This is a genomic window from Streptomyces coeruleoprunus, assembly GCF_039542925.1.
In the GTDB taxonomy this organism is placed as follows: domain Bacteria; phylum Actinomycetota; class Actinomycetes; order Streptomycetales; family Streptomycetaceae; genus Streptomyces; species Streptomyces coeruleoprunus.
Genome location: NZ_BAABIT010000001.1, coordinates 2931140 through 2957814, shown reverse-complemented (window position 1 = coordinate 2957814; position 26675 = coordinate 2931140). Strand labels below are relative to the sequence as shown.

Below are 26675 nucleotides of genomic sequence, written 5' to 3'. Positions count from 1 at the left end.
GCCGTGATCGATATCAGCGAATCCGTGATGCAGTTCCTTCTCGCGTTCCTCGTCGCCGGGCCGCTCATCGGCGCCGCCGCGGCCCTCCTCCCGGCCCCGCCCGGGCTGAAGGGGAAGTCACCCGACCAGGCCGTGCTCCGCCACGGCGTGACCGTCACCGGCGCGATCCTCGTGGCCGCGATCGTCCTGGCGCTCGGCTTCGACCACGACCAGCCGTCGAAGATGCAGGCCACGACGGACATCAGCTGGATCCCCGCGCTGGACGTGCGGATCCACCTCGGAGTCGACGGCATTTCCCTCCCCCTTCTGGTCCTGACGGCGCTGCTGACCTTCCTGTGCGCGCTGTACAGCTACTTCAAGATGCCCGCGGGCCCGTCCCCGAAGGCCTTCGTCGCCCTGCTGCTCGTCCTCGAGTCCGGCACCCTCGCGACCTTCGCCGTCCTCGACCTGCTGCTGTTCTTCCTGGCGTTCGAGATGGTGCTCATCCCGATGTACTTCCTCATCGCCCGCTGGGGCGGCGAGGGGCGTCAGGCGGCCGCCTGGCGATTCATCCTCTTCACCCTGCTGGGCTCGGTCGTCATGCTGCTCGGCCTGCTCCTCGTCGGGCTGAAGGCGGGCACGTTCGACATGGTGGCACTCGCCACTGACAACGGCCGCGACCTGAGCACATCACTGCAGGTCATCGCCGTTCTCGCGATCGGGATCGGGCTTGCGGTGAAGACCCCGATGTGGCCGCTGCACAGCTGGCTGCCGGACGCCCACACCGCCGCCCCGACCGTCGGCTCCGTCCTCCTCGCCGGCGTCCTGCTGAAGATGGGTACGTACGGATTCGTCCGGATCATCCTGCCGATCGCCCCCGACGGCATGCACGTCTTCGCCCCGTACCTCGCCGCCTTCGCGGTCGTCGGGATCATCTACGGGTCGCTCGCCTGCCTCGCCCTCACCCGGCCCGGCGCCAAGGGTGACCTCAAGCGGCTCATCGCCTACTCCTCCGTCGGCCACATGGGCTTCGTCCTGCTCGGCATCGCCACCATGACGCCCACCGGCCTCAACGGCGCGCTGTTCGCCAACATCGGCCACGGACTCATCACGGGCCTGCTGTTCTTCCTGGTCGGCGCGATCAAGGACCGGTCCGGCACCGCCGACCTCGACGCCCTCGCCGGATCCACCGGCGCCGCCCTCTACGGCCGCGCCCCGCGCCTCGGCGGACTCCTCGCGTTCGGCGCCGTCGCCTCCCTCGGCCTGCCCGGCCTCGCCGGGTTCTGGGGCGAGATGCTCACCATGTTCGGCGCCTTCGAACCGGCGGAGGGCCTCAGCCGCCCCGCCTTCCTCACGTTCATGGCCGTCGCCGGCCTCGGCACCCTGCTCACCGCGGCCTACCTGCTGATCGTCGTACGCCGCGTGTGCATGGGCGGCACGCCCGCCGCCGCCACGGCCGGCACCGACACCAGGCCGCAGCTCGCCGACGTCCAGGGCTACGAGTTCGCCGCCTGGACCCCCCTGGCCGCGCTCACCGTCCTCGCCGGGCTCTGGCCCGCGGTCCTCCTCGGCCTCACCGACCCGGCCGTGCAGAAGCTCCTCGCAGGAGGCAAGTCGTGACCGTCGCCGCCCCGAGCGCCGCCGACCTCGTCCAGGCCGTCGACTGGACCGCCATCGCGCCGCCGACGATCGCCGCCGTCGTCGCCCTGGCCGTCCTGGTCGCCGACCTGTTCGTGCCGCAGGCCCGCAAGCCGCTCCTCGGCTGGACCGCGGTCGCAGGTCTCGTCGCCGCGCTCGCCGCCCTCGTACCCCTGCGGGCGGGCAAGCGCTCCACGTTCTGCCTGACCACGGACCCCGGCGCCTGCAGTTACACCGCCGACCACTTCACGCTGGTCATCCAGGCCCTGGTGCTCGGCGGCGCCCTCCTCACCGCGCTGCTGTCGCTCCACGACACCCGCGAGAAGCTCCCGGCCGGCGAGTTCTGGTTCCTGCTGCTGTCCTCCGCCGCGGGCGCCGCCCTGCTGCCCGCGTCCCGCGACCTGGCGACCCTCGTCGTCGCCCTTGAGGTCGCCTCGCTGCCCGCCTTCGCGCTCGTCGGCCTCAAGCGCGGCGACCGCATGTCCGGCGAGGCCGCGCTCAAGTTCTTCCTCTCCTCCGTCACCGCGACCGCCGTGACCCTGCTCGGCGTCAGCTTCGTGTACGCCGCGACGGGCACCCTGCACCTCACGGAGATCGCCCAGCAGCTGGAGGACGTCCCGGGACAGCTCGGCACGCTCGCGAAGACCGGCGTCGCCCTCACGCTGGTCGGCTTCGCCTTCAAGACAGCCGCGGCGCCCTTCCACTTCTGGGTGCCCGACACGTACGTCGGCGCGCCCCTCCCCGTCGCCGCGTACCTGTCCGTCGTCGGCAAGGCCGTCGGCTTCACCGGGCTCATCCTGGTGACCGTCGTCGCGTTCCCGTCGTACGCCGACGTGTGGGGCCCCGCACTGGCCGTGCTGGCCGCGCTCACCATGACCGTCGGCAACGTCGCGGCCCTGCGGCAGGTCTCCACGCGCGCGTGGAGCGCGGTCCGGCTGCTCGCCTGGTCGTCCGTGGGCCAGGCCGGCTACCTCCTCGTGCCGATCGCCGCCGCCGCGTACTCCAGCGACGACCAGATCGGCGCCACCGTCTCGTACGCCCTGATGTACGCCGTCGTGAACCTCGGCGCCTTCGCCGTCGCCGTCCTGGTCGCCCGTACGCACCCGGAGCACCGGATCTCCGACTACCGCGGCCTGTACGCCACCCGACCCGGCACGGCGCTCGCCATGGCGTTCTTCCTGCTGTGCCTGGCCGGTCTGCCGCCCGGCATCATCGGCCTGTTCGCCAAGGTCGTCGTCTTCTCGTCGGCCGTCGACGCCGGCCTGGGCTGGCTGGCCGTGGTGATGGGCATCAACGTCGTCGTCGCCCTCTACTACTACCTGCGCTGGACGGCCGTCCTGTTCCGCGCCCCCGAGGGCGCTCCGGCGCCAGCCGGCACAGCCGAGGCCGCCGTCCGGCACCGTGCCCCCGCCCCTGTGTCCGTCGCCATCGCCCTCACGGCGGTCGTCGGCGTCGCGCTGTCGGGCTACCCGCAGTCCGTACTGCGCTTCGCCGCGACCACCCTTTTCTGATCTCGACCAGCTGTAGGAGCAACACCCGTGCTGAACGGTTTCAAGGACTTCATCCTCCGCGGAAACGTTATTTCCATGGCCATCGGTCTGGCCGTCGGATCCGCCTTCACCGCGGTCGTCACCGGCTTCAGCAACGCCTTCATCACACCCCTCATCGGCCTGGCCACCGGCTCGGTGGGCGACTTCAGCAAGGCGACCTTCGAGGTCCAGGGCGCCAAGTTCCCCTACGGCCTGTTCATCAGCGCCGCGCTCGCGTTCGTGATCACCGCGGCGGTGCTCTACTTCTTCGTCGTCGTCCCGATGGCCAAGATCCAGGACCGCTTCAAGAAGGACGCGCCCTTCGACATCAAGTCGGAGACCCGCGACTGCCCGCGCTGCTACTCCGCCGTCCCCGCCATCGCCAGCCGCTGCGCCCACTGCACCAGCGAGATCGAGCCGGTCGCCGCGGCCCTGGAGAAGGCCGGCCTGCCCGTGCAGCGCTGATTCACCCGATCGGCCCAGCCCTCGGGCCGCGCGGACCAGGGAACCAGCCACTCCCGCCTGGCGTTGACCAGTACGGGAGGGTCCACTGGACAGTGGAGCAACATCAGCGAAAGGTTCCCCTGCCGCACCACTTGGAGGGCTACCGTGCACCGCCGGCACAACGGGCTCAGGACGGCCGTACTCCTCGGAGGACTGTCCGCGCTCATCATCCTGATCGGTAGCTTCTTCGGACGTACGGGCCTCGTCGTCGCCGTCGTCGTGGCCCTCGGCACCAACGCGTACGCCTACTGGAACAGCGACAAGCTGGCGCTGCGCGCCATGCGGGCCCGCCCGGTCAGCGAGTTCGAGGCACCGCAGCTGTACCGGATGGTCCGGGAGCTGTCCACACAGGCCCGCCAGCCGATGCCGCGGCTCTACATCTCGCCGACCCAGGCCCCCAACGCCTTCGCGACCGGCCGCAATCCGCGCAACGCGGCCGTCTGCTGCACCGAGGGCATCCTGCAGCTCCTGAACGAGCGCGAGCTGCGCGGAGTCATCGGCCACGAGCTGAGCCACGTGTACAACCGCGACATCCTCATCTCCTCGGTCGCCGGCGCCCTCGCCTCCGTGATCGTGTTCCTGGTGAACTTCGCCTGGCTGATCCCGGTCGGCCGCTCCGACGACGACGAGGGCCCCGGCCTGCTCGGCATGCTGCTGATCATGATCCTGGGGCCGCTCGCCGCGTCCGTGATCCAGCTCGCGATCAGCCGTTCCCGGGAGTACGAGGCGGACGCCTCCGGGGCCCGGCTCACCGGCGACCCGCTGGCCCTCGCGAGCGCCCTGCGCAAGCTGGAGGCGGGCACACAGCGGCTGCCGCTGCCGCCGGAGCCCCGCATCGAGACGGCGAGCCACATGATGATCGCCAACCCGTTCCGGCCGGGCCAGGGGATGTCCCGTATGTTCTCCACGCATCCGCCGATGGCGGAGCGTATCTCCCGACTCGAGCAGATGGCAGGTCACCGCCCGTGAAGACCCTTCTCAACCTCATATGGCTGGTATTCAGCGGCTTCTGGCTGTTCCTCGGCTACATGGCAGCGGGACTGCTGCTGTGCATCACCATCATCGGCATCCCCTTCGGTATCGCCGCGTTCCGTATCGGTCTCTACGCGCTCTGGCCGTTCGGGCACACCGTGGTCGACCGCCGTGACGCGGGCGCGGCCTCCTGCCTCGGCAATGTGCTGTGGCTGGTCCTCGCGGGCTGGTGGCTCGCCATCGGCCACATCGCCACGGGCATCGTCCTCTGCGTCACGATCATCGGTATCCCGCTGGGCATCGCGAACTTCAAGCTGATCCCGGTCTCGCTGCTGCCGCTCGGCAAGGAGATCGTGCCCGCGGACCAGCCCTTCGCGGCGCGGTAGACACGGGAGCGCGGGTTATCCACAGGCCCTGCGCGTTGTCAGTGGCGTGGTCCACGATGAACACATGACCGAGAACGAGGAGTTGCTGCGCCGGGTCGCGGCCGCGGCGCCCGGCGTCCATCCGTGGACCGGGAAGCCCAGGCCCCGGCCCGCCACCGCGGACGACGTCGCGGCCGCCGAGGCCACGCTCGGCTTCCCGCTGCCCCCGCTGCTCACCGCCCTGTACACCCGCGTCGCCGACGGCCGATTCGGCCCGGACTACGGCCTGTTGCCGCTGGGCCAAGCCGTCTCCTGTTACGACGCCTACCGCAGCTCCGGACGAGGCGAGGACGCCGAGTGGCCCTGGCCGGAGGGCGTGGTCCCGATCGCCGACCTCGGCTGCGCGATGCTCGCCTGCGTCGACTGCCGCAGCGACACGGCCGCGATGCTGCTGTTCGACCCGAACCCCGGCGAGGTGGAGTACGCCTGGTACGTCCTCGCACCCGGCCTCGCCGCGTGGCTGACGGACTGGCTGGAGGGCACCGGCTGGTTCGACGAGGAGGAGGGCTTCGAGGGCGACCGGCCGCACTGGCCCGGATTCAGGGCGCGCGCCCTCACCGGCATACGCACGTCCGACGCACCCGCCTGACGCTCCACGCCCGGGCACCTGTGGGTAGCCCCAGGCCGCCTGACGCTCCCTGTTCGGGCCCTGGTGGGCGCCGCCCCAGGCGGCTGGCCCGCCGCGCCCCCGGGGGTCCCTTGCCGTACCCCTGAACGCCCGACTCGGCGTCCGCACCCGAACCCACCCAGAGGCGCGCCCAAGCCCAGCCTCCGCCAACGTCCGCCGCCCAGGCTCAGCCTCCGCCACCGTCCGCGGCCCAAGCACAGCCCAACCGCCGTCCGCCGCCCAGGCGTACGCGCCTACGCCCGCGCCCGCACCGCGTACAGCACCGCGCCCGCCGCCAGGACCGCGGCACCGGCCAGGACCGACGACACCGGAAGGGAGAACGCCAGCACCAGACACCCCGCCAGTCCGACGACCGCCACGACCCGCACCGACCACCGACTGCGCGAATCGAGCGTCCACGCCGAGGCGTTGGCGATCGCGTAGTAGACCAGCACACCGAACGACGAGAAGCCGATCGCCCCCCGCACATCCGCCGTCGCCGCCACGATCGCCACCACCGCGCCCACCGCCAGCTCCGCGTGGTGCGGCACCTGGAAGCGGGGGTGAACAGCCGCGAGTGTGCCCGGCAGATGACCGTCCCGCGCCATCGCCAGTGTCGTACGGGAAACCCCGAGGATCAGCGCCAGCAGCGAGCCGAGCGCGGCCACCGCCGCCCCCACCCGCACGACCGGCACCAGCCAGTCCGCGCCGGCCGCCCGCACGGCGTCCGTGAGGGGGGCCACCGACCGCCCCAGCGCGTCCGCGCCCAGCACCGACAGAACGGAGACCGCCACACCCACGTACACGACCAGCGCGATGCCCAGCGCCAGCGGGACCGCCCGCGGGATCGTCCGCTCCGGGTCCCGGACCTCTTCCCCGAGCGTCGCGATCCGGGCGTACCCCGCGAACGCGAAGAACAGCAGCCCGGCGGCTTCCAGCACTCCACCCGCCGAGGCGTCATCACCCAGCTCCAGCCGAGCGAACTCGGCATGGCCCGATCCCAGGGAGGAGACCACCACGGCAGCCAGAACGGCCAGGACCACGGCCACGATCAGCCGCGTCACCAGAGCCGACTTCTGGATACCTCCGTAGTTCACGGCGGTGAGCGCCACCACCGCGGCCACGGCCACCGCGTGCGCCTGACCGGGCCACACGTACGCGCCCACGGTCAGCGCCATCGCCGCGCACGAGGCGGTCTTGCCGACCACGAACCCCCAGCCCGCGAGGAAGCCCCAGAAGGGCCCGAGCCGTTCCCGCCCGTAGACGTACGTGCCACCCGACGCCGGGTAGCGGGCGGCGAGCCGCGCCGACGACATGGCATTGCAGTACGCGACGACGGCGGCCAGCGCGAGACCGAGCAACAGCCCGCTCCCCGCGGCCCCGGCGGCCGGCCCGAGCGCGACGAAGATGCCGGCGCCCACCATCGAACCCAGCCCGATCACGACCGCGTCGAACACCCCGAGCGACCGTCGTAGTTCCTGTGCCATGCGCGGCACCTTACTGACCAGCGCAACCACTGTTCGCCCCCGCGGCGTCCTCCCGGGCAACACCGTACGAAAGGCAGGTGCACGGCATGACCTTCATCGGTTGGATCGTCCTGGGGCTGCTGGCCGGCGTCATAGCCAAGGTGCTCCTGCCGGGCCGCGACCCCGGCGGGCTGATCGGCACCACGCTCATCGGCATCGCGGGCGCCTTCACGGGCGGCTGGATATCCGCGCGGTTCCTGGACCGGCCCATCACCAACGAGTTCTTCGACGGTGCCACGTGGCTGGCGGCGATCGGGGGGTCGCTGGTGCTGCTGATCGCCTACCGGATCCTGTTCGGCCACTCCCGCTCACGCTGACCGGGGCGGCGCGGCGCCTGACGGCCTCGCCTGCACGTCGGCACGCCCGCACGCCCCACACGGCACCCGGGCCAGACCCGAGGGCCCGCCCGCACGGGACCAGGCCGGGCGCACCGGCAGCGCCGCACCCACCCGCGGCGCTCGGCCTGCGGCGCACCCACGCCCACCGCACCCACGCCCACCGCACCCACCGCCCCGCATCCCGACCCACGCCCACCGCACCCAACGCTCGCCATCCCCGCCCGCGCCTACCGCAGCCCCGTCTCCCGCAAGGTGATGTTCAGCCGCCCGGACCGCATCCCCACCGCCGGGTCGCCGGTCCCGGCGTACACCTTCGGAACCCCGTGGTGGGCGAAGCGCGACGGCCCGCCGAAGACGAACAGGTCGCCCGACACCAGCTCCACGTCCGTGTAGGGCCGGCCACGGCTCTCGGTGTTGCCGAACCGGAAGACGCAGGTGTCGCCGATGCTCAGCGACACCACGGGGGCGCCGGAGCGTTCCTCCCGGTCCTGGTGCATGCCCATCCGGGAGTCGCCGTCGTAGAAGTTGATCAGGGCGGCGTCCGGCGCGTACCCGCCGTCGTCCCCGTACGCCTCGGCCACCGCCGCCCGCCCCAGGTCGCCCAGCCAGTCCGGGAAGGGGGCGACACGGGCGCCGTTCACGTCGTCGGCGGTCCGGGTGTACCGGTACGGCTGCCAGTGCCAGCCCAGGCACACGGTTCGCACCGACATCACCCCACCGTTGGGCAGCACTGTGTGCCGCAGCGGCACGGGCCCCCGCGCCCAGTCCCGGCACGCGGCCACCAGCTCGCGCTGCCGCTCCAGGGGCAGCCAGCCGGGTACGTGGACCGCTCCGGGGGCCACCTCCGCCCGGTCGCCCGACAGCCGGAACAGGGCGCCGCCGCCACCCGCACCGGTCACGGTGCGAGCGCGCCTTCCAGGCCCAGCAGCCGCTCCTTGCGGTCGGCCCCGGCCGCGTACCCGCGCAGCGATCCGTCGGCGCCGATGACCCGGTGGCAGGGCCGTACCACCAGCAGCGGATTGCGCCCGATCGCCGTGCCCACGGCCCGCACCCCGGCGCCCCGGACGCCGACGTGCGCGGCGATGTCGCCGTACGACACGGTCGTGCCGTACGGGATGTCTTCGAGGGCCCGCCAGACGCGCCGCTGGAAGTCGGTGCCCCCGGCCACGAAGGGAATGTCGAACCGGACGAGCCGCCCGGCGAAGTACTCCCGCAACTGCGCGGCGACGCCCTCGAAGACACCAGGCGCATGCCGCCAGCCGTCCCGTACGGAGGCCCCGCCCTTCTGTCCGGGCAGGGACAGCGAGACGAGGGCGACGCCACCCTCGGCGGCCTCCTCGCCGACGAGCAGCATGGTGCCCAACGGGCTGTCGACGTGCGCGTACACGGTCATGAGCGGTCCTTTCCTCACCCCCAGTCTGTCCCCGCCCGAGCCCGCACGCTGGCAGGAATCCGACATGAGGCAAGAGTGGGCCGCGCACAAGGCGGGGGCGGACCGGCCGTCGTCGGCCGTGCCCGCCCCCGTTCGCCTGTGAGCTGCCAGGAGGTGACAGCCCCGCGTCAGCGGTAGTTCACGAACTGCAGCGCGAAGTCGAAGTCCTGGGCCTTCAGCAGCGCGATCACGGCCTGGAGGTCGTCGCGGCTCTTGGAGCTGACGCGCAGCTCCTCGCCCTGCACCTGCGCCTTGACACCCTTGGGGCCCTCGTCGCGGATGATCTTCGCCACCTTCTTCGCGTTCTCCTGGGAGATGCCCTCCTGGATCGTGGCGAAGATCTTGTACTCCTTGCCGGACAGCTGCGGCTCGCCGGCCTCCAGCGCCTTGAGCGAGATCCCGCGCTTGATCAGCTTGGACTGGAACACGTCGAGGATCGCGTTGACCCGGTCCTCGGAGTTCGCCTGCATCAGGATCTTGTCGCCGGACCAGGAGATCGACGCCCCGACGTTCTTGAAGTCGTAGCGCTGCGAGATCTCCTTCGCCGCCTGGTTGAGGGCGTTGTCGACCTCCTGCCGCTCGACCTTCGAGACGATGTCGAAACTGGAGTCGGCCATGTCCTGTGGCTCCTTGTATCGGGTGTGTGAGGTACGGCCGGACCACGCCGGCCGCCACCCCAAAGCCTAGCCACCCGCACCCGCCCCGGGCGCTGATCAATCCGGTGGCGGAGCACCCCCGGGGATCAGGTATTGTTTACGTCGTTGCCAGGGAGCACCGCCGAAAGGCGGGAGTTCCGAGGCGACATCCCATGGCGGTGTGCCCGAGTGGCCAATGGGAGCGGACTGTAAATCCGTCGGCTTAGCCTACCCAGGTTCGAATCCTGGCGCCGCCACGCTGATGACCCCCGTCGCTCGCGGAAACGCGGAGCGGCGGGGGTTTTCTCGTTGCCGCAAGCCGCAAGCCGCAAGCCGCAAGCCGCAAGCCGCAAGCCGCAAGCCGCAAGCCGCAAGCCGCAAGCCCCCGCTCAGTTCCCCGCCACGTCCTTCGCCGCGACGGAGACCGGGATCGAGCCGCTGATCACTTCCAGGGTGAGGCCCGCCGTCGCGGGGGTTTCCACGAGTTCGGCCAGGACCGCGGCCACGTCGTCGCGGGGGATGGGGCCGCGGCCCGTGGAGGCCTCCAGGCGGACCAGGCCCGTCCCCGCGTCGTCCGTGAGGATGCCGGGGCGCAGGATCGTCCAGTCCAGGGTGCTCTTGGACCGGACGTGGGCGTCCGCCGCGCCCTTCGCGCGCAGGTAGGCGTCGAAGACCTCGTCACCCTTGTGGTCGGGGTCGGCGCCCATCGACGAGACGACGACATGGCGCCGCACGTGCGCCCGTTCGGCCGCGTCGGCGAACAGGATCGCCGCGTCGCGGTCCACCGTGGCCTTGCGGGCCGCGCCGCTGCCCTGGCCCGCGCCCGCCGCGAAGACCGCCGCGTCCGCGCCCTGCAGCACCGCCGCGACCATCTCCAGGGAGGCCGACTCCAGGTCCAGCACGACCGGTTCGGCGCCCGCGTCCCGCAGGTCGTCGGCCTGCTCCGGCTGGCGGATCATCCCCGCCACCTCGTGTCCCGCGGCCGCCAGCAGCCTCTCCAGGCGCAGGGCGATCCGACCGTGTCCTCCAGCGATGACAATGCGCATGCTCACGACCGTACGGCGGGAGCGCGGAAAGCGCTCACGGACGCGCCTCGGGGCCTGCCCGACGCGGCAATTCGAGCGGGGGCCGCCGCGTCGCAGCAGTGCGTGAGTCCCCACCCCGCCCTGAGCGCCGCCGGTGCCAAGCGCTCACGGACGCGCGTCGGGGCGGGCCTGGCGCGGCAGGTCCAGGGCCGCTGCCGAGTCGCAGTACTCGCGTACCGCGCTCGTCCGCGCCACCACCCGGCCCCGGTGCACCACGATCCTGCTGTACGCCAGCGACAGCACGCCCGCCAGCCGGTCACCCCGCACCGCCAGCAGCTCCGCCGGGAACCCGGCCTCCACCCGCACCGCCGGCAGCCCCATCGCCTCCCGCGCCGCCCCGCTCACCGCGCCGTACGCCTCCGCCGGCCGCAGCCCGCCCTGCGACGCCAGCAGGTAGGCCGCCTCCAGCGGGTCGCCCCGGCCCACCGGGTTCGCCACGTCGCGCAGCGCCCCGCCGCCGGCCGCGATCCGCACCCCCGCCGACCGCAGCAGCCGTACGGGCGCCGCGTCCCGCACCTCCGTCCCCGCGCACCCGCCCTGCGGCAGACACACCACCGCCACCCCGGCCGCCGCCAGCTGGTCCGCCACCCGCGACCGGGTGTCCGCCGGAAGCCGCCCCAGCGCCCCGCACGGGCCGATCGTCACCCCGGGGCGCAGCCCGCCCGCCATCGCCGCCAGCCGGGCCAGCCGCGCCGGATCGTCCCCGTCGGTGTGCAGGTCCACGGGGCAGCCCTGCTCCGCGGCGACCTCCAGCACCGCCTCGACGTACCCCGTCGGGTCCGGGTCCAGGTCCGGGCACCCGCCCACGACGGACGCGCCCATCTTCACCGCGTCCCGCAGCATCGCGAGCCCGTCCGCGCCGGCCACCCCGGTGAGCAGCCGGGGCACGGCCACCGCCGTCAGGTCGGCCAGGCCCCGCAGCGAGCGCCGGGCCTGGAGCACCGCCTCCAGCGAGGCGAGGCCCTGTACGTCGCCGATCCGCACGTGGGCGCGCACGGCGGTCGCGCCGTGGCCGAGCTGGAGCAGCGCGGCCTCCGTGGCGCGGCGCTGGACGTCCTCGACGGCGTACGAGACGGGGCCCGGCGAGTCGGCGCTGAGGGCCGTGTCGGCGTGCGCGTGCGGCTCGGCCGGGGCGGGCAGCAGGAGGTAGCCGGCCAGGTCGACGCGGGCCCCGTGGGCGGCGAGGCTGCCCGGCGTCCCGACGGCCTCGATGCGCCCGCCGCTGAGCCGTACGTCGACGGTCCGGCCGTCGGTGAGGCGGGCGCCGCACAGCAGCAGCGCGGTGGTGTCGGTCAGGGCGCCCTCGGGCGGCCGCGGCTGCTGGCTGTCGGAGGACATCGGGCTCCTGGCGGGGAAGGGGGCACGGGGGAGGGGACGATGCAAGATCGCGCAGCGTGAGGCGAGCCTAGGCGCCGTCCGTCCGGGCTTCGAGGAGGAGCGCAATAGTCGTACCGGCGTGGGGCACGAGTGGCCTATGGGGCGCTGCACGGGCGGTGGGCAGGCCCTGTGCCCGGGGTCCGGGAATCGGATTTGGGCGAACGGCGGCCGACCGTGTAATGTCTTCATCGCTCGCCCCAATAGCTCAGTCGGCAGAGCGTCTCCATGGTAAGGAGAAGGTCTACGGTTCGATTCCGTATTGGGGCTCTGGTGGAGGTTATCCTCACCCTCGGGTGAGGGGATCCGACATCTCAGCGGTGTAGCTCAGTCGGTAGAGCAAGCGGCTCATAATCGCTGTGTCACCGGTTCAAGTCCGGTCACCGCTACTCCCAGTAGCCGATTGTGGGGTCGGTCCTTCGATCGGCTACTCTTTTCTGCGTTCCATCCGTCCATCCGTCCGTCAAGGAGCACTCACGTGGCTGCCACCGACGTCCGCCCGAAGATCACGCTGGCCTGCGTGGAGTGCAAGGAGCGGAACTACATCACCAAGAAGAACCGGCGCAACAACCCGGACCGTCTTGAGATGAAGAAGCACTGCCCGCGCTGCAACGCGCACACCGCGCACCGCGAGACGCGCTGAACCAGGCTCGTACACGAGGCCGTCCCCACCGGGGGCGGCCTCGTGTCGTTTGCGCCGGATCCCGAGCACCGGGAGCCCAAGCCCGGGGCCCGAGCACCCGGGCCCAAGGACCCGGATCGCAGCACTCCGGATCAGCAGCACGCCGGATCGCACCGGACGCCGGACACCCGGATGCACAGCACGACATCAGCACGACATCAGGACAGCAGGAGGTACCGAGTCCATGGCGCTCGACCAGTCCTTCGTGGGGCGGACCTATCCGCCCACCGCCCCCTATGAGGTCGGCCGGGAGAAGATCCGTGAGTTCGCCGAGGCGATCGGTGACACGAATCCCGTGTACACCGACACGGAGGCCGCCAAAGCGCTCGGCCACCCCGAAGTGATCGCCCCTCCCACTTTTGTGTTCGCGATCACTTTCAAGGCCGCGGGACTGGTGATCGACGACCCGCAGCTCGGGCTCGACTACAGCCGCGTCGTGCACGGCGACCAGAAATTCGCGTACACCCGCCCCGTCCGCGCGGGCGACCGCCTCACGGTCACCTCGACCATCGAGGGAATCAAGTCCCTCGCCGGGAACGACATCCTCGACATCCGCGGTGAGGTCCACGACGAGGCGGGCGAGCACGTCGTGACCGCCTGGATCAAGCTCGTCGCGCGCGCGGCAGAGGAGGCGTGAGACACACCATGACCGCAAAGATCGCATTCGACGACGTCGAGGTCGGCACCGAGCTGCCGGCCCAGAGCTTCCCCGTGACGCGCGCCACACTCGTCCAGTACGCGGGCGCCTCCGGCGACTTCAACCCGATCCACTGGAACGAGAAGTTCGCCCGCGAGGTCGGCCTCCCCGATGTCATCGCCCACGGCATGTTCACCATGGCCGAGGCGATCCGCGTCGTCACCGACTGGATCGGCGACCCCGGCGCGGTCGTCGAGTACGGCGTGCGCTTCACCAAGCCGGTCGTCGTGCCCAACGACGAGACGGGCGCGCTGATCGAGGTCAGCGCCAAGGTCGCCGCGAAGCTGGACGACCGCCGCGTCCGCGTGGACCTGACCGCCATGAGCGCGGGCCAGAAGGTGCTGGGCATGTCACGCGCGGTGGTCCAGCTCGCCTGACGGGCGGCGGGGGCGGGGCGCACCGTAACCTTGAGCGCGTGCAGGAACTCCACGACGCTCCCCTCGCCCCCCTGACCACCTTCCGGCTCGGCGGCCCCGCCGGCCGGCTGCTGACCGCCACCACGGACGACGAGGTCGTCGCGGCCGTGCGCGAGGCGGACGCCACCGGCACGCCGCTGCTGCTCATCGGCGGCGGCTCCAACCTGGTCATCGGCGACAAGGGCTTCGACGGCACCGCCCTGCGCATCGCGACCCGCGGCTTCTCGCTCGACGGCACGCGCCTGGAGTTGGCCGCCGGCGAAATCTGGTCCGACGCCGTCGCCCGCACCGTCGAGGCCGGCCTCGCCGGCATCGAGTGCCTGGCCGGCATCCCCGGCTCGGCCGGCGCCACCCCGATCCAGAACGTCGGGGCGTACGGCCAGGAGGTCTCCAGCACGATCACCGAGGTCGTGGCGTACGACCGGCGCGCCGAGGAGATCGTCACCATCCCCAACGGCGACTGCGCCTTCTCCTACCGGCACAGCCGCTTCAAGGCCCACCCGGACCGTTTCGTGGTCCTGCGGGTCCGCTTCGAGCTGGAGGACGCCGGGGGCATGAGCGCCCCCCTGAGGTACGCCGAGACCGCCCGCGCGCTCGGTGTCGAGCCCGGCGACCGCGTCCCGCTGGCGGCAGCCCGCGAGACCGTCCTCGCCCTGCGCGCCGGCAAGGGCATGGTCCTCGACCCCGACGACCACGACACCTGGTCCGCCGGCTCCTTCTTCACCAACCCGATCCTCACCGACGCGGAGTACGAGGCGTTCCTCGGGCGCGTCCACGAGCGCCTCGGCCCGGACGTCACCCCGCCCGCCTACCCGGCGGGGGAGGGCCGCACCAAGACGTCGGCGGCCTGGCTGATCGACAAGGCGGGCTTCACCAAGGGCTACGGCACCGGTCCGGCCCGTATCTCCACCAAGCACACCCTCGCCCTCACCAACCGCGGCGAGGCCACCACCGAGGACCTCCTGGCCCTGGCCCGCGAGGTCGTCGCCGGCGTCCGCGACGCCTTCGGCGTGACCCTCGTCAACGAGCCGGTCACGGTCGGCGTCAGCCTGTAGGGCCGGTACGCGTCAGGCGGCCGGGGCCGCCAGCCACGCGTCGATCTCCGACAGCAGCTTCTGCCGCACGTCCTCCGGGGCCACCGAGCCGCGCACCGACTGGCGGGCCAGCTCCGCCAGCTCGGCGTCGGTGAAGCCGTGGTGCTGCCGGGCGATCTCGTACTGGTCCGCCAGCCGCGCGCCGAACAGCAGCGGGTCGTCCGCGCCCAGCGCCATCGGCACCCCCGCGTCGAAGAACGCCCGCAGCGGCACGTGCTCGGGCTTCTCGTAGACGCCGAGGGCCACGTTCGACGCCGGGCACACCTCGCACGTCACGCCCTTCTCGGCGAGCCGCCGCATCAGCCGCGGGTCCTCCACCGCCCGCACCCCGTGCCCGATCCGCGCGGCCCGCAGGTCGTCCAGGCAGTCCCGCACCGACGCGGGACCCGTCAGCTCACCGCCGTGCGGCGCCGCCAGCAGGCCGCCCTCACGGGCGATCGCGAACGCCCGGTCGAAGTCCCGCGCCATGCCTCTGCGCTCGTCGTTGGAGAGCCCGAACCCGACCACGCCCCGCTCCGCGTACCGCACGGCGAGCCGGGCGAGCGTACGGGCGTCCAGCGGGTGCTTCATCCGGTTCGCCGCCACCAGGACCCTGATCCCGAGGCCGGTCTCGCGCGAGGCGGCCTCCACCGCGTCCAGGATGATCTCCAGCGCCGGGATCAGACCGCCCAGCCGGGGCGCGTACGACGTGGGGTCCACCTGGATCTCCAGCCAGCCGGAGCCGTCCCTGACGTCCTCCTCGGCCGCCTCCCGCACGAGCCGCCGGATGTCCTCCGGCTCCCGCAGACAGGACCGGGCGATGTCGTAGAGCCGCTGGAACCGGAACCAGCCCCGCTCGTCGGTCGCCCGCAGCTTCGGCGGCTCACCGCCGGTCAGCGCCTCGGGAAGGTGTACGCCGTACTTGTCGGCGAGTTCCAGCAGGGTGGCGGGCCGCATCGACCCCGTGAAGTGCAGGTGCAGATGCGCCTTGGGCAGCAGTTTCAGATCCCGGACTGGCTCCATCCAGGGATCTTGCCGCAGGTCCCCGCCGTACGGCAGCCCCTTTCGCCGAACGGGTGCTTCCGGGAACGAAAAAACGGGCCCCGGCCGAGGCGGCCGGGGCCCGTGAGGCGTCGCGCGGGTGCTCAGTCGCGCGCCTCCGCCAGCAGCTTCTGCATCCGCGACACGCCCTCGACCAGGTCCTCGTCGCCGAGCGCGTACGACAGGCGCAGGTAGCCCGGCGTGCCGAAGGCCTCGCCCGGGACGACCGCTACCTCGACCTCGTCCAGGATCAGCGCCGCCAGCTCGACGGACGTCTGCGGGCGCTTGCCGCGGATCTCCTTGCCGAGCAGGCCCTTCACCGACGGGTACGCGTAGAACGCGCCCTCCGGCGTGGGGCAGATCACGCCGTCGATCTCGTTGAGCATCCGCACGATCGTCTGCCGGCGGCGGTCGAAGGCGGCGCGCATCTCGGCGACGGCCGCCAGGTCGCCGGAGACGGCGGCCAGCGCGGCGACCTGTGCGACGTTCGACACGTTGGAGGTGGCGTGCGACTGGAGGTTCGTCGCGGCCTTCACCACGTCCTTCGGGCCGATCAGCCACCCCACGCGCCAGCCGGTCATGGCGTAGGTCTTGGCCACGCCGTTCACCACGATGCACTTCTCGCGCAGCTCGGGGACCAGCGCCGGCAGCGAGGCGAAGGTGGCGTCGCCGTAGACCAGGTGCTCGTAGATCTCGTCCGTCAGCACCCACAGGCCGTGCTCCACGGCCCAGCGGCCGATCGCCTCGGCGTCCTCCCGCGCGTACACCGCGCCGGTCGGGTTGGACGGGGAGACGAAGAGCACGACCTTCGTACGCTCCGTACGCGCCGCCTCCAGCTGCTCGACGGAGACGCGGTAGCCCGTGGTCTCGTCGGCGACGACCTCGACCGGCACGCCGCCCGCCAGGCGGATCGACTCCGGGTACGTCGTCCAGTACGGGGCCGGGACGATGACCTCGTCGCCCGGGTCCAGGATCGCCGCGAACGCCTCGTAGATCGCCTGCTTGCCGCCGTTGGTCACGAGGACCTGGGACGGGTCGATCTCGTAGCCGGAGTCCCGCAGGGTCTTCGCGGCGATCGCGGCCTTCAGCTCGGGCAGGCCGCCGGCCGGCGTGTAGCGGTGGTACTTCGGGTCACGGCAGGCCTCGACGGCGGCCTCGACGATGTAGCCGGGCGTCGGGAAGTCGGGCTCGCCCGCGCCGAAGCCGATCACCGGGCGCCCGGCGGCCTTGAGGGCCTTGGCCTTGGCGTCGACGGCGAGGGTCGCGGACTCGGAGATCGCACCGATACGGGCGGAGACCCGGCGCTCGGCCGGAGGGGTTGCAGCGCTCATACGGCCCATCGTTCCAGACCCGGAACGTGCCCGACACACAGGTTTCGCTGTACGGACACGACCGTCCGGCGGAGGCGCCGCGAAGGCGTCCGGGGCTATCTGTTCGACGCAGCGCCCCTGACCACGTACACTCTCTGCTCGTTGGCCCTCACCGACCACCTCCACGGATGCGGTAGGTTGGGGGCAGAACGACATAGGGTCGTAGCTCAATTGGTAGAGCACTGGTCTCCAAAACCAGCGGTTGGGGGTTCAAGTCCCTCCGGCCCTGCTACACACACCGCCAGGATGTGTGCGCAGGTATGTACTTCATTGCACCGCCGTGCGGCTCCACCCGGGCGCGGCACGGCCGACCCGGAATCAGGTGAGAGACGTGACGGACGCCGTAGGCTCCATCGACATGCCTGATGCTGAGGACGAAGCGCCGGAGTCGAAGAAGAAGACCCGCAAGGGTGGCAAGCGCGCCAAGAAGGGCCCGCTGGGCCGTCTCGCGCTCTTCTACCGCCAGATCATCGCGGAGCTCCGCAAGGTCGTCTGGCCGACCCGCAGCCAGCTGACCACGTACACCACGGTTGTGATCATCTTTGTCGTCATCATGATCGGTCTCGTGACCGTGATTGACCTCGGCTTTACGGAAGCAGTCCAGTACGTCTTCGGCTGATTCCCCGCGGAGGGCGCCCACCCCGGCGCCCCTTTTCGCATGTTCCACCCCATCTGTATCCAGGAAGAAGCAGCCACCGTGTCTGACCCGAACCTGAACGAGTCCGCCCAGGACGAGCTCGACATCGTCGAGGCGGCCGACGAGGACCAGGCGGAAGCTGCGGACGCCGCTGCCGGCGAGGCGGCCGAGGACGCGGCCCTGCACGTCGAGGACGTCGACGTCGACGAGGACGCCGAGGATGCCGCCGAGGCTTCGGCGGACGAGACCGACGAAGAGGCCGAGGCCGAGGCCGTCGAGGAGGAGCCGGTCGACCCCGTCGCCGCCCTCCGCGAGGAGCTGCGCGGTCTGCCGGGCGAGTGGTACGTCATCCACACCTACGCGGGCTACGAGAAGCGCGTGAAGGCCAACCTGGAGCAGCGTGCCGTCTCGCTGAACGTCGAGGACTTCATCTACCAGGCCGAGGTGCCCGAGGAAGAGATCGTCCAGATCAAGAACGGCGAGCGCAAGAACGTCAAGCAGAACAAGCTGCCCGGCTATGTGCTCGTCCGCATGGACCTGACGAACGAGTCCTGGGGCGTCGTCCGCAACACCCCGGGCGTCACCGGCTTCGTCGGCAACGCCTACGACCCGTACCCGCTGACGCTGGACGAGATCGTCAAGATGCTCGCCCCCGAGGCCGAGGCCAAGGCCGCGCGCGAGGCCGCCGAGGCCGAGGGCAAGCCCGCCCCCGCCCGCAAGGTCGAGGTGCAGGTCCTGGACTTCGAGGTCGGCGACTCGGTCACCGTCACCGACGGCCCGTTCGCCACGCTGCAGGCCACGATCAACGAGATCAACGCCGACTCGAAGAAGGTCAAGGGCCTGGTCGAGATCTTCGGCCGCGAGACCCCGGTCGAGCTGAGCTTCGACCAGATCCAGAAGAACTGATCCTTCTGGACAGCAGCCTCTGAGCAGGTCAGAGCGGACTCTCGCCGCTCTGACCTGCTCGGTTTTTAGCTGTGCGCCAGTAGCCGTTATCGTTGTGCGGTTGCCTTTGGGCACAGGTGCCTTCGGGCACAGGAAACAGGAATCAGGAAGAGGACCCGGAATGCCTCCCAAGAAGAAGAAGGTCACGGGGCTGATCAAGCTCCAGATCCAGGCCGGCGCCGCCAACCCGGCTCCGCCGGTCGGCCCCGCGCTGGGTCAGCACGGCGTCAACATCATGGAGTTCTGCAAGGCCTACAACGCCGCGACCGAGTCGCAGCGTGGCTGGGTCATCCCGGTGGAGATCACGGTCTACGAGGACCGCTCCTTCACCTTCATCACCAAGACGCCGCCGGCGTCGCGGATGATCCTCAAGGCCGCGGGCGTGGAGAAGGGCTCCGGCGAGCCGCACAAGACCAAGGTCGCCAAGCTCACGAGCGCCCAGGTCCGCGAGATCGCCACCACCAAGATGCCCGACCTCAACGCGAACGACCTGGACGCCGCCGAGAAGATCATCGCCGGCACCGCCCGTTCCATGGGCATCACGGTCGAGGGCTGACCTCACCCCCGTCTGACCACCACTGTGGAAGGGCCATGCGCGGCCCGCACCACAACTCCAGACCTGAACTGCAGGAGTAGAAGTGAAGCGCAGCAAGTCTCTCCGCGCTGCGGACGCCAAGATCGACCGGGAGAAGCTGTACGCCCCGCTCGAGGCCGTGCGTCTCGCCAAGGAGACCTCCACGACCAAGTTCGACGGCACCGTCGAGGTCGCCTTCCGCCTGGGTGTCGACCCGCGCAAGGCCGACCAGATGGTCCGTGGCACCGTGAACCTCCCGCACGGCACCGGTAAGACCGCCCGGGTCCTGGTCTTCGCGACCGGTGACCGTGCCGAGGCCGCGCGTGCCGCGGGCGCCGACATCGTCGGCGCCGACGAGCTGATCGACGAGGTGTCGAAGGGCCGCCTGGACTTCGACGCCGTCGTCGCCACCCCGGACCTCATGGGCAAGGTCGGCCGCCTCGGCCGCGTGCTCGGTCCGCGTGGTCTGATGCCGAACCCGAAGACCGGCACCGTGACCATGGACGTCGCCAAGGCTGTCACCGACATCAAGGGCGGCAAGATCGAGTTCCGTGTCGACAAGCACGCGAACCTGCACTTCATCATCGGCAAGACCTCCTTCGAGGAGGCCAAGCTGGTGGAGAACTACGGCGCCGCTCTGGAGGAGATCCTCCGTCTGAAGCCGTCCGCCGCCAAGGGTCGCTACATCAAGAAGGCCGCCATCAGCACCACGATGGGCCCCGGCATCCAGATCGACCCGAACCGCACCCGCAACCTCCTCGTCGAGGAGGACCCGGCCGCGGTCTGAGCCTGATGGCTCAATCGGTCCCATGAGCCGGTCCCCGCGCCTCTCCGGAGGCGTGGGGACCGGCTTTTTTCACGGTCGCTGTCGTACGTGTGCGTTACGGTTCAGGTGTTCGCACAAGAGAAGACGAGGGGTGGGGGACATGGCCGTACCGGCATGGAAGCGTGTGGGGGTCTCGCTGACGGCCGCGGCTGTCGCCGTCGGTGTCGCGGGCTGCCAGGGCGGGGACAGGAAGGCCGCCGACGGGGTGAAGGACGAGGTCCAGTGGTCCTCGGCGACGCAGGTCATCCAGGCCGCGTACAAGAAGACCGCCGAGGCGAAGACCGCGCGGGTCAAGATGACGATCTCCACGCCGGAGGCGCTGGGCGTCCCGGGCGCCGGACCCGGCGCGGGCGACATGGAGATGTCCGGCGTCATGGGCTGGGCGCCGGCGCAGCTGGACCTCACGATGAAGGGCGGCTTCGCCGCGGCCGGTCCGGACGGGGCCCAGCAGATGCGCATGGTGATGCTCGACAACATCACGTACATGGACATGGGCAAGAAGGCCGCCGCCCGGATGGGCGGCAAGCGGTGGATCAAGATGGACTTCGCCGCCATGGCCGAGATGTCCGGTGACAAGGGCCTCCAGAAGGCGATGACCGCCGACCTGGAGAACATGAACCAGGGTCCGGCCAAGCAGCTGGCCCTGCTCCTGGAGTCGCCGAACCTGAAGCACGTCGGCCGGGAGAAGGTCGACGGCGTGGACGCCCAGCACTACAAGGGCACGCTCTCCGTGGACGAGATGATCGCATCCAACAAGTCGCTCTCCACGCTCCCCGAGAAGGACCGCGAGCAGGTCCTGGCCACGGTCAAGAAGGCCGGCATCACGGCGTACGACACCGAGGTCTGGGTCAATGAGGACGGCTACCCGGTCAAGATGGACGTCGGCATGAAGACGGCGCGGGGCACGATGGAGATCTCCGCCACCTACTCGGACTACGGGATCAAGGCCGCAGTCCAGGCGCCTCCCGCCGGTGAGACCGTCGACTTCCTGAAGATGATCGAGGACATGACCAAGGCGGCCCGGGAGAACGGCGGGGCCTGATCACCCGGTCGGTCCCGATTTGCTTGACGGCGACCCGTTCCCGTACTCTTCCACGGAAGCCAAAGACCGCTGGTCGCTGCTGTGCCCGTAGGGGCGTAGCCGCCGAAGGATCCGCTAGCTACGGACGGCCTGCGCAGGTGACTGTGGATGTAACTCCTGGGACTTTTCCGTCCTGGTCGAGTCACGCCCCGTGCGCCTGCGCCGGGGCGTTTCGTTTTGCCCAGTCTCCTTCCTTCAGCCACTGCGGTCCGAATCACCCGGAAGGAGGCCGAGGCTCATGGCGAGGCCCGACAAGGCTGCCGCGGTTGCCGAGCTGACGGACAAGTTCCGCAGCTCCAACGCCGCTGTGCTGACCGAGTACCGCGGTCTCACCGTGGCGCAGCTCAAGACGCTGCGCCGTTCGCTCGGTGAGAACGCCCAGTACGCCGTGGTGAAGAACACGCTGACCAAGATTGCGGCCAACGAGGCCGGGATCTCGACGCTGGACGACCAGTTCGCTGGTCCGACGGCTGTCGCCTTCATCACCGGTGACCCGGTGGAGTCGGCGAAGGCGCTGCGTGACTTCACCAAGGAGAACCCGAATCTCGTCATCAAGGGCGGTGTCCTTGAGGGCAAGGCGCTGTCCGCCGACGAGATCAAGAAGCTTGCGGACCTCGAGTCCCGCGAGGTTCTGCTCAGCAAGCTGGCCGGCGCGCTGAAGGGCAAGCAGTCCCAGGCTGCCTCCCTCTTCCAGGCGCTGCCGTCGAAGCTCGTCCGCACCGTGGACGCTCTTCGCGCCAAGCAGGCCGAGCAGGGCGGTGCCGAGTAATTCGGCTCGCGCATTGATCGCCGCCTGACGAAGGCGACGGTCGCAGCGGGCCCAACGTACGCCCGCCTCACATGTACATCCCGGCACCAGCCGAATTAGTGGAAGGACCGCCATCATGGCGAAGCTGTCTCAGGAAGACCTGCTCGCGCAGTTCGAGGAGATGACCCTCATCGAGCTCTCCGAGTTCGTGAAGGCGTTCGAGGAGAAGTTCGACGTCACCGCCGCCGCTGCCGCGCCGGTCGTCGTCGCCGGCGGTGCCGCCGGTGGCGAGGCTGCCCAGGTCGAGGAGAAGGACGAGTTCGACGTCATCCTCACCGGCGCCGGCGACAAGAAGATCCAGGTCATCAAGGTCGTGCGTGAGCTCACCTCCCTGGGCCTGAAGGAGGCCAAGGACCTCGTCGACGGCACCCCGAAGCCGGTCCTTGAGAAGGTCAACAAGGAGGCCGCTGACAAGGCCGCCGAGGCCCTCAAGGGCGCCGGTGCCTCCGTCGAGGTCAAGTGACCTCCTGCGGGTCCTGTGACTCGTACTGACGTCCGCTGAGGGCGTTGCGAAGGGCGATCACCCATCCGGGTGGTCGCCCTTCGGCGTTGCCGTGACGTCTGTCTTGCACTGCGCCGCCGGGGGAGTATGGTGATCTTCGCCGTGCGCCCCGTGGACCCGGGGGCCTTGACGAACCGCACGCCGCGCGCAATTCTCAGGACGCGTCGTCACAACGATCCGGATCCGAGGCATGGATCGACGACCGAACGGGCAGTATCGATGTGCGCCGACGGCGCGAGGTGCCGCGGAGATGAGAACAACGAGGGTTGCGAATTACTCGCCCTGGACATCAGTGGGCCAAGTGGCTACACTGACCCTTTGCGCTGCCTGTTAGCTGCCCCCTGCCCGTCACCAGGGGCATCCCCTCGCAAGAGCACAGTTGACCGAACGCCCTGACCTGGGACTTCTCTCTCTGTGCCCCGCTTGGGACCGGTACGCGCGTAGTGAGTCCGAGCCCTCGGAAGGACCCCCTCTTGGCCGCCTCGCGCAACGCCTCGACCGCGAATACGAACAACGGCGCAAGCACCGCCCCGCTGCGCATCTCCTTTGCAAAGATCAAGGAGCCCCTCGAGGTTCCGAACCTGCTCGCGCTGCAGACCGAGAGCTTTGACTGGCTGCTCGGCAATGCCGCGTGGAAGGCTCGTGTCGAGGCGGCTCTGGAGTCCGGACAGGACGTCCCCACGAAGTCCGGTCTGGAGGAGATCTTCGAGGAGATCTCTCCGATCGAGGACTTCTCCGGGTCGATGTCGCTGACCTTCCGCGACCACCGCTTCGAGCCTCCGAAGAACTCGATCGACGAGTGCAAGGAGCGCGACTTCACGTACGCCGCGCCGCTCTTCGTCACGGCCGAGTTCACCAACAACGAGACCGGCGAGATCAAGTCCCAGACGGTCTTCATGGGCGACTTCCCGCTCATGACCAACAAGGGCACCTTCGTCATCAACGGCACCGAGCGTGTCGTGGTGTCGCAGCTCGTCCGCTCGCCGGGTGTGTACTTCGACTCCTCCATCGACAAGACGTCCGACAAGGACATCTTCTCCGCCAAGATCATCCCGTCCCGGGGTGCCTGGCTGGAGATGGAGATCGACAAGCGCGACATGGTCGGTGTCCGCATCGACCGCAAGCGCAAGCAGTCCGTGACCGTCCTCCTCAAGGCGCTCGGCTGGACCACCGAGCAGATCCTGCAGGAGTTCGGCGAGTACGAGTCCATGCGCGCCACCCTGGAGAAGGACCACACCCAGGGCCAGGACGACGCGCTGCTCGACATCTACCGCAAGCTGCGCCCGGGCGAGCCGCCGACGCGCGAGGCCGCCCAGACGCTTCTGGAGAACCTCTACTTCAACCCGAAGCGCTACGACCTGGCCAAGGTCGGCCGCTACAAGGTCAACAAGAAGCTGGGTGCGGACGAGCCGCTGGACGCGGGCGTCCTGACCGTCGACGACGTCATCGCGACGATCAAGTACCTGGTGAAGCTCCACGCGGGCGAGACCGAGACCGTCGGTGAGAACGGCTCGACGATCGTCGTCGAGACCGACGACATCGACCACTTCGGCAACCGCCGCCTGCGCAACGTCGGCGAGCTCATCCAGAACCAGGTCCGCACGGGTCTGGCCCGGATGGAGCGCGTCGTGCGCGAGCGCATGACCACTCAGGACGTCGAGGCGATCACGCCGCAGACCCTGATCAACATCCGGCCGGTCGTCGCCTCCATCAAGGAGTTCTTCGGCACCAGCCAGCTGTCGCAGTTCATGGACCAGAACAACCCGCTGTCTGGTCTGACCCACAAGCGTCGTCTGTCGGCGCTCGGCCCCGGCGGTCTCTCCCGTGAGCGGGCCGGCTTCGAGGTCCGTGACGTGCACCCGTCCCACTACGGACGCATGTGCCCGATCGAGACCCCCGAAGGCCCGAACATCGGTCTGATCGGTTCGCTCGCCTCGTACGGCCGCGTCAACGCGTTCGGCTTCGTCGAGACGCCGTACCGCAAGGTCGTCGACGGCCAGGTCACCGACGAGGTGGACTACCTGACCGCCGACGAGGAGGACCGCTTCGTCATCGCCCAGGCCAACGCGCCGCTCACGGAGGAGCTCCGCTTCGCCGAGGCCCGCGTGCTGGTCCGCCGCCGTGGCGGCGAGGTCGACTACGTCGGCCCCGAGGACGTGGACTACATGGACGTCTCGCCGCGCCAGATGGTGTCGGTCGCGACCGCCATGATCCCGTTCCTCGAGCACGACGACGCCAACCGTGCCCTCATGGGCGCGAACATGATGCGCCAGGCCGTTCCGCTCATCAAGGCGGAGGCCCCGCTCGTCGGCACCGGCATGGAGTACCGCTGTGCCACCGACGCCGGCGACGTCGTGAAGGCCGAGAAGGACGGTGTGATCCAGGAGCTCTCCGCGGACTACATCACCGTCGCCAACGACGACGGCACGTACATCACGTACCGCCTCGCCAAGTTCGCCCGGTCCAACCAGGGCACCTCCGTCAACCAGAAGGTCGTCGTCTCCGAGGGCGACCGGGTCGTGGAGGGCCAGGTCCTGGCCGACGGTCCGGCGACCGAGAACGGCGAGATGGCGCTCGGCAAGAACCTGCTCGTGGCGTTCATGCCGTGGGAGGGTCACAACTACGAGGACGCGATCATCCTGTCGCAGCGCCTCGTGCAGGACGACGTCCTCTCCTCGATCCACATCGAGGAGCACGAGGTCGACGCCCGTGACACCAAGCTCGGCCCCGAGGAGATCACCCGGGACATCCCGAACGTCTCCGAGGAGGTCCTCGCCGACCTCGACGAGCGCGGCATCATCCGCATCGGTGCCGAGGTCGTCGCCGGCGACATCCTGGTCGGCAAGGTCACCCCGAAGGGTGAGACCGAGCTGACGCCGGAGGAGCGCCTGCTCCGCGCGATCTTCGGTGAGAAGGCCCGTGAGGTCCGTGACACCTCGCTGAAGGTGCCGCACGGTGAGACCGGCAAGGTCATCGGCGTGCGCGTCTTCGACCGCGAGGAGGGCGACGAGCTGCCCCCGGGCGTGAACCAGCTGGTCCGCGTCTACGTGGCGCAGAAGCGCAAGATCACCGACGGTGACAAGCTCGCCGGCCGCCACGGCAACAAGGGTGTCATCTCCAAGATCCTGCCGATCGAGGACATGCCGTTCCTGGAGGACGGCACCCCGGTCGACATCATCCTCAACCCGCTCGGTGTGCCGTCCCGAATGAACCCGGGACAGGTTCTGGAGATCCACCTCGGCTGGCTCGCCAGCCAGGGCTGGGACGTCTCCGGTCTCGCCGAGGACTGGGCCAAGCGGCTCCAGACCATCGGCGCCGACCAGGTCGAGCCGCGGACGAACGTCGCGACCCCGGTCTTCGACGGCGCCCGTGAGGACGAGCTGGCCGGTCTGCTGGAGAACACCCTCCCGAACCGCGACGGCGACCGCCTGATGCTGCCGTCGGGTAAGGCGCGCCTGTTCGACGGCCGCTCCGGCGAGCCGTTCCCGGACCCGATCTCGGTCGGGTACATGTACATCCTCAAGCTGCACCACCTGGTCGACGACAAGCTGCACGCCCGGTCGACCGGTCCGTACTCGATGATCACCCAGCAGCCGCTGGGTGGTAAGGCTCAGTTCGGTGGCCAGCGCTTCGGTGAGATGGAGGTGTGGGCGCTGGAGGCGTACGGCGCCGCTTACGCCCTCCAGGAGCTGCTGACCATCAAGTCCGACGATGTCACCGGCCGCGTGAAGGTCTACGAGGCCATCGTCAAGGGCGAGAACATCCCGGAGCCCGGCATCCCGGAGTCCTTCAAGGTGCTCATCAAGGAGATGCAGTCCCTGTGCCTCAACGTGGAGGTGCTGTCCTCGGACGGCATGTCCATCGAGATGCGCGACACCGACGAGGACGTCTTCCGCGCTGCGGAGGAGCTCGGCATCGACCTGTCCCGGCGCGAGCCGAGCAGCGTCGAAGAGGTCTGACGGGTCGGCCGGCCGGATAC

General features: G+C 70.2%; 27 protein-coding genes and 4 tRNA genes. 23 read left to right on the top strand and 8 right to left on the bottom strand.

The genetic code is table 11. From position 1 onward, the window contains the following. Nucleotides 1-3: 3 nt before the first annotated feature. The 6 genes from ABEB09_RS12850 (at nucleotide 4) to ABEB09_RS12825 (ending at nucleotide 5636) form a co-directional block, all read left to right on the top strand. Entirely contained in the window at nucleotides 4-1599 is a 1596-nt protein-coding gene (locus ABEB09_RS12850; RefSeq protein WP_345690023.1) for a complex I subunit 4 family protein, read from the top strand. Then, entirely contained in the window at nucleotides 1596-3128 is a 1533-nt protein-coding gene (locus ABEB09_RS12845; RefSeq protein WP_345690022.1) for an NADH-quinone oxidoreductase subunit N, read from the top strand. The genes ABEB09_RS12850 and ABEB09_RS12845 overlap by 4 nt, the downstream gene beginning before the upstream one ends. A 27-nt stretch (nucleotides 3129-3155) precedes the next feature. Beyond that, on the top strand, nucleotides 3156-3611 hold the full coding sequence (locus ABEB09_RS12840) for a large conductance mechanosensitive channel protein MscL (protein WP_345690021.1): 456 nt from the start codon (nucleotides 3156-3158) through the stop codon (nucleotides 3609-3611). Nucleotides 3612-3755: 144 nt separating this feature from the next. After that, nucleotides 3756-4619 carry a zinc metalloprotease HtpX gene (gene htpX, locus ABEB09_RS12835; RefSeq protein ID WP_345690020.1) on the top strand — a complete coding sequence of 288 codons (864 nt, stop codon included), beginning with the start codon at nucleotides 3756-3758 and terminating at the stop codon, nucleotides 4617-4619. After that, on the top strand, nucleotides 4616-5008 hold the full coding sequence (locus ABEB09_RS12830; RefSeq protein WP_345690019.1) for a YccF domain-containing protein: 393 nt from the start codon (nucleotides 4616-4618) through the stop codon (nucleotides 5006-5008). Before htpX ends, ABEB09_RS12830 begins: the two co-directional genes overlap by 4 nt. Before the next feature lie 64 nt (nucleotides 5009-5072). Next, nucleotides 5073-5636: an SMI1/KNR4 family protein gene (locus ABEB09_RS12825; RefSeq protein ID WP_345690018.1), complete on the top strand. Its 564-nt coding sequence runs from the start codon at nucleotides 5073-5075 to the stop codon at nucleotides 5634-5636. A gap of 272 nt (nucleotides 5637-5908) precedes the next feature. On the opposite strand, the gene ABEB09_RS12820 is transcribed toward ABEB09_RS12825, so the two are convergent. Further along, on the bottom strand, nucleotides 5909-7141 hold the full coding sequence (locus ABEB09_RS12820; protein ID WP_345690017.1) for an APC family permease: 1233 nt from the start codon (nucleotides 7139-7141) through the stop codon (nucleotides 5909-5911). A gap of 86 nt (nucleotides 7142-7227) precedes the next feature. Between ABEB09_RS12820 and ABEB09_RS12815 the strand changes: the two genes are divergently transcribed. Further along, nucleotides 7228-7497 carry a GlsB/YeaQ/YmgE family stress response membrane protein gene (locus ABEB09_RS12815; RefSeq protein ID WP_345690016.1) on the top strand — a complete coding sequence of 90 codons (270 nt, stop codon included), beginning with the start codon at nucleotides 7228-7230 and terminating at the stop codon, nucleotides 7495-7497. Nucleotides 7498-7745: 248 nt separating this feature from the next. On the opposite strand, the gene ABEB09_RS12810 is transcribed toward ABEB09_RS12815, so the two are convergent. From ABEB09_RS12810 to ABEB09_RS12800, 3 genes are all read right to left on the bottom strand, one after another. Further along, nucleotides 7746-8417 (bottom strand): alpha-ketoglutarate-dependent dioxygenase AlkB family protein, encoded by a 672-nt coding sequence (locus ABEB09_RS12810; RefSeq protein ID WP_345690015.1) that lies wholly within the window; start codon nucleotides 8415-8417, stop codon nucleotides 7746-7748. Beyond that, nucleotides 8414-8911: a methylated-DNA--[protein]-cysteine S-methyltransferase gene (locus ABEB09_RS12805; protein WP_345690014.1), complete on the bottom strand. Its 498-nt coding sequence runs from the start codon at nucleotides 8909-8911 to the stop codon at nucleotides 8414-8416. Before ABEB09_RS12805 ends, ABEB09_RS12810 begins: the two co-directional genes overlap by 4 nt. A gap of 167 nt (nucleotides 8912-9078) precedes the next feature. Continuing rightward, nucleotides 9079-9567, bottom strand: coding sequence for a YajQ family cyclic di-GMP-binding protein (locus tag ABEB09_RS12800; protein ID WP_345690013.1), 489 nt, complete (start codon nucleotides 9565-9567; stop codon nucleotides 9079-9081). Nucleotides 9568-9760: 193 nt separating this feature from the next. Between ABEB09_RS12800 and ABEB09_RS12795 the strand changes: the two genes are divergently transcribed. Then, a tRNA-Tyr gene (locus ABEB09_RS12795) sits at nucleotides 9761-9842 on the top strand. 132 nt (nucleotides 9843-9974) lie between these two features. Here ABEB09_RS12795 and ABEB09_RS12790 read toward each other — a convergent pair. Then, entirely contained in the window at nucleotides 9975-10631 is a 657-nt protein-coding gene (locus ABEB09_RS12790) for an SDR family oxidoreductase (RefSeq protein WP_345690012.1), read from the bottom strand. Between the two features lie 144 nt (nucleotides 10632-10775). Further along, entirely contained in the window at nucleotides 10776-12008 is a 1233-nt protein-coding gene (locus ABEB09_RS12785) for an amidohydrolase family protein (RefSeq protein ID WP_345690011.1), read from the bottom strand. A 233-nt stretch (nucleotides 12009-12241) separates the two neighbouring features. On the opposite strand from ABEB09_RS12785, the gene ABEB09_RS12780 reads away from it, so the two are divergent. From ABEB09_RS12780 to ABEB09_RS12755, 6 genes are all read left to right on the top strand, one after another. Continuing rightward, a tRNA-Thr gene (locus tag ABEB09_RS12780) sits at nucleotides 12242-12314 on the top strand. A 46-nt stretch (nucleotides 12315-12360) separates the two neighbouring features. Then, nucleotides 12361-12433 (top strand) — tRNA-Met (locus ABEB09_RS12775). Between the two features lie 89 nt (nucleotides 12434-12522). Then, entirely contained in the window at nucleotides 12523-12687 is a 165-nt protein-coding gene (gene rpmG / locus ABEB09_RS12770) for a 50S ribosomal protein L33 (protein WP_003948671.1), read from the top strand. Nucleotides 12688-12910: 223 nt separating this feature from the next. Next, entirely contained in the window at nucleotides 12911-13363 is a 453-nt protein-coding gene (locus ABEB09_RS12765) for an FAS1-like dehydratase domain-containing protein (protein ID WP_345690010.1), read from the top strand. Nucleotides 13364-13371: 8 nt separating this feature from the next. Beyond that, nucleotides 13372-13800 (top strand): MaoC family dehydratase, encoded by a 429-nt coding sequence (locus tag ABEB09_RS12760; protein ID WP_345690009.1) that lies wholly within the window; start codon nucleotides 13372-13374, stop codon nucleotides 13798-13800. A 38-nt stretch (nucleotides 13801-13838) separates the two neighbouring features. After that, nucleotides 13839-14894, top strand: coding sequence for a UDP-N-acetylmuramate dehydrogenase (locus ABEB09_RS12755; protein ID WP_345690008.1), 1056 nt, complete (start codon nucleotides 13839-13841; stop codon nucleotides 14892-14894). 12 nt (nucleotides 14895-14906) lie between these two features. On the opposite strand, the gene ABEB09_RS12750 is transcribed toward ABEB09_RS12755, so the two are convergent. Together ABEB09_RS12750 and ABEB09_RS12745 are read right to left on the bottom strand one after the other, a co-directional pair. Continuing rightward, nucleotides 14907-15935, bottom strand: a complete 1029-nt coding sequence (locus ABEB09_RS12750) for an adenosine deaminase (protein ID WP_345690007.1) — start codon at nucleotides 15933-15935, stop codon at nucleotides 14907-14909. Nucleotides 15936-16057: 122 nt separating this feature from the next. Beyond that, a complete protein-coding gene (locus tag ABEB09_RS12745; RefSeq protein WP_345690006.1) occupies nucleotides 16058-17284 on the bottom strand; it encodes a pyridoxal phosphate-dependent aminotransferase in 1227 nt (408 codons plus the stop codon). A gap of 195 nt (nucleotides 17285-17479) precedes the next feature. Here ABEB09_RS12745 and ABEB09_RS12740 point away from each other — a divergent pair. The 9 genes from ABEB09_RS12740 to rpoB all read left to right on the top strand — a co-directional run bounded on the left by ABEB09_RS12740 (nucleotide 17480) and on the right by rpoB (nucleotide 26655). Next, a tRNA-Trp gene (locus ABEB09_RS12740) sits at nucleotides 17480-17552 on the top strand. 102 nt (nucleotides 17553-17654) lie between these two features. Then, nucleotides 17655-17942: a preprotein translocase subunit SecE gene (secE, locus tag ABEB09_RS12735; protein ID WP_345690005.1), complete on the top strand. Its 288-nt coding sequence runs from the start codon at nucleotides 17655-17657 to the stop codon at nucleotides 17940-17942. 78 nt (nucleotides 17943-18020) lie between these two features. Continuing rightward, nucleotides 18021-18866, top strand: a complete 846-nt coding sequence (gene nusG / locus ABEB09_RS12730; protein ID WP_380840356.1) for a transcription termination/antitermination protein NusG — start codon at nucleotides 18021-18023, stop codon at nucleotides 18864-18866. 160 nt (nucleotides 18867-19026) lie between these two features. After that, nucleotides 19027-19461: a 50S ribosomal protein L11 gene (gene rplK / locus ABEB09_RS12725; protein WP_023587070.1), complete on the top strand. Its 435-nt coding sequence runs from the start codon at nucleotides 19027-19029 to the stop codon at nucleotides 19459-19461. An 82-nt stretch (nucleotides 19462-19543) separates the two neighbouring features. After that, complete coding sequence (rplA, locus tag ABEB09_RS12720; RefSeq protein WP_345690003.1) at nucleotides 19544-20266, top strand: 50S ribosomal protein L1; 723 nt, start codon at nucleotides 19544-19546, stop codon at nucleotides 20264-20266. Between the two features lie 139 nt (nucleotides 20267-20405). Next, nucleotides 20406-21347, top strand: a complete 942-nt coding sequence (locus ABEB09_RS12715) for an SCO4651 family lipoprotein (protein ID WP_345690002.1) — start codon at nucleotides 20406-20408, stop codon at nucleotides 21345-21347. Between the two features lie 277 nt (nucleotides 21348-21624). Further along, nucleotides 21625-22155 (top strand): 50S ribosomal protein L10, encoded by a 531-nt coding sequence (rplJ, locus tag ABEB09_RS12710; protein ID WP_345690001.1) that lies wholly within the window; start codon nucleotides 21625-21627, stop codon nucleotides 22153-22155. 115 nt (nucleotides 22156-22270) lie between these two features. Continuing rightward, on the top strand, nucleotides 22271-22657 hold the full coding sequence (gene rplL, locus ABEB09_RS12705; RefSeq protein ID WP_345690000.1) for a 50S ribosomal protein L7/L12: 387 nt from the start codon (nucleotides 22271-22273) through the stop codon (nucleotides 22655-22657). 512 nt (nucleotides 22658-23169) lie between these two features. After that, nucleotides 23170-26655: a DNA-directed RNA polymerase subunit beta gene (gene rpoB / locus ABEB09_RS12700; RefSeq protein WP_345689999.1), complete on the top strand. Its 3486-nt coding sequence runs from the start codon at nucleotides 23170-23172 to the stop codon at nucleotides 26653-26655. The last annotated feature ends 20 nt before the right edge of the window (nucleotides 26656-26675 follow it).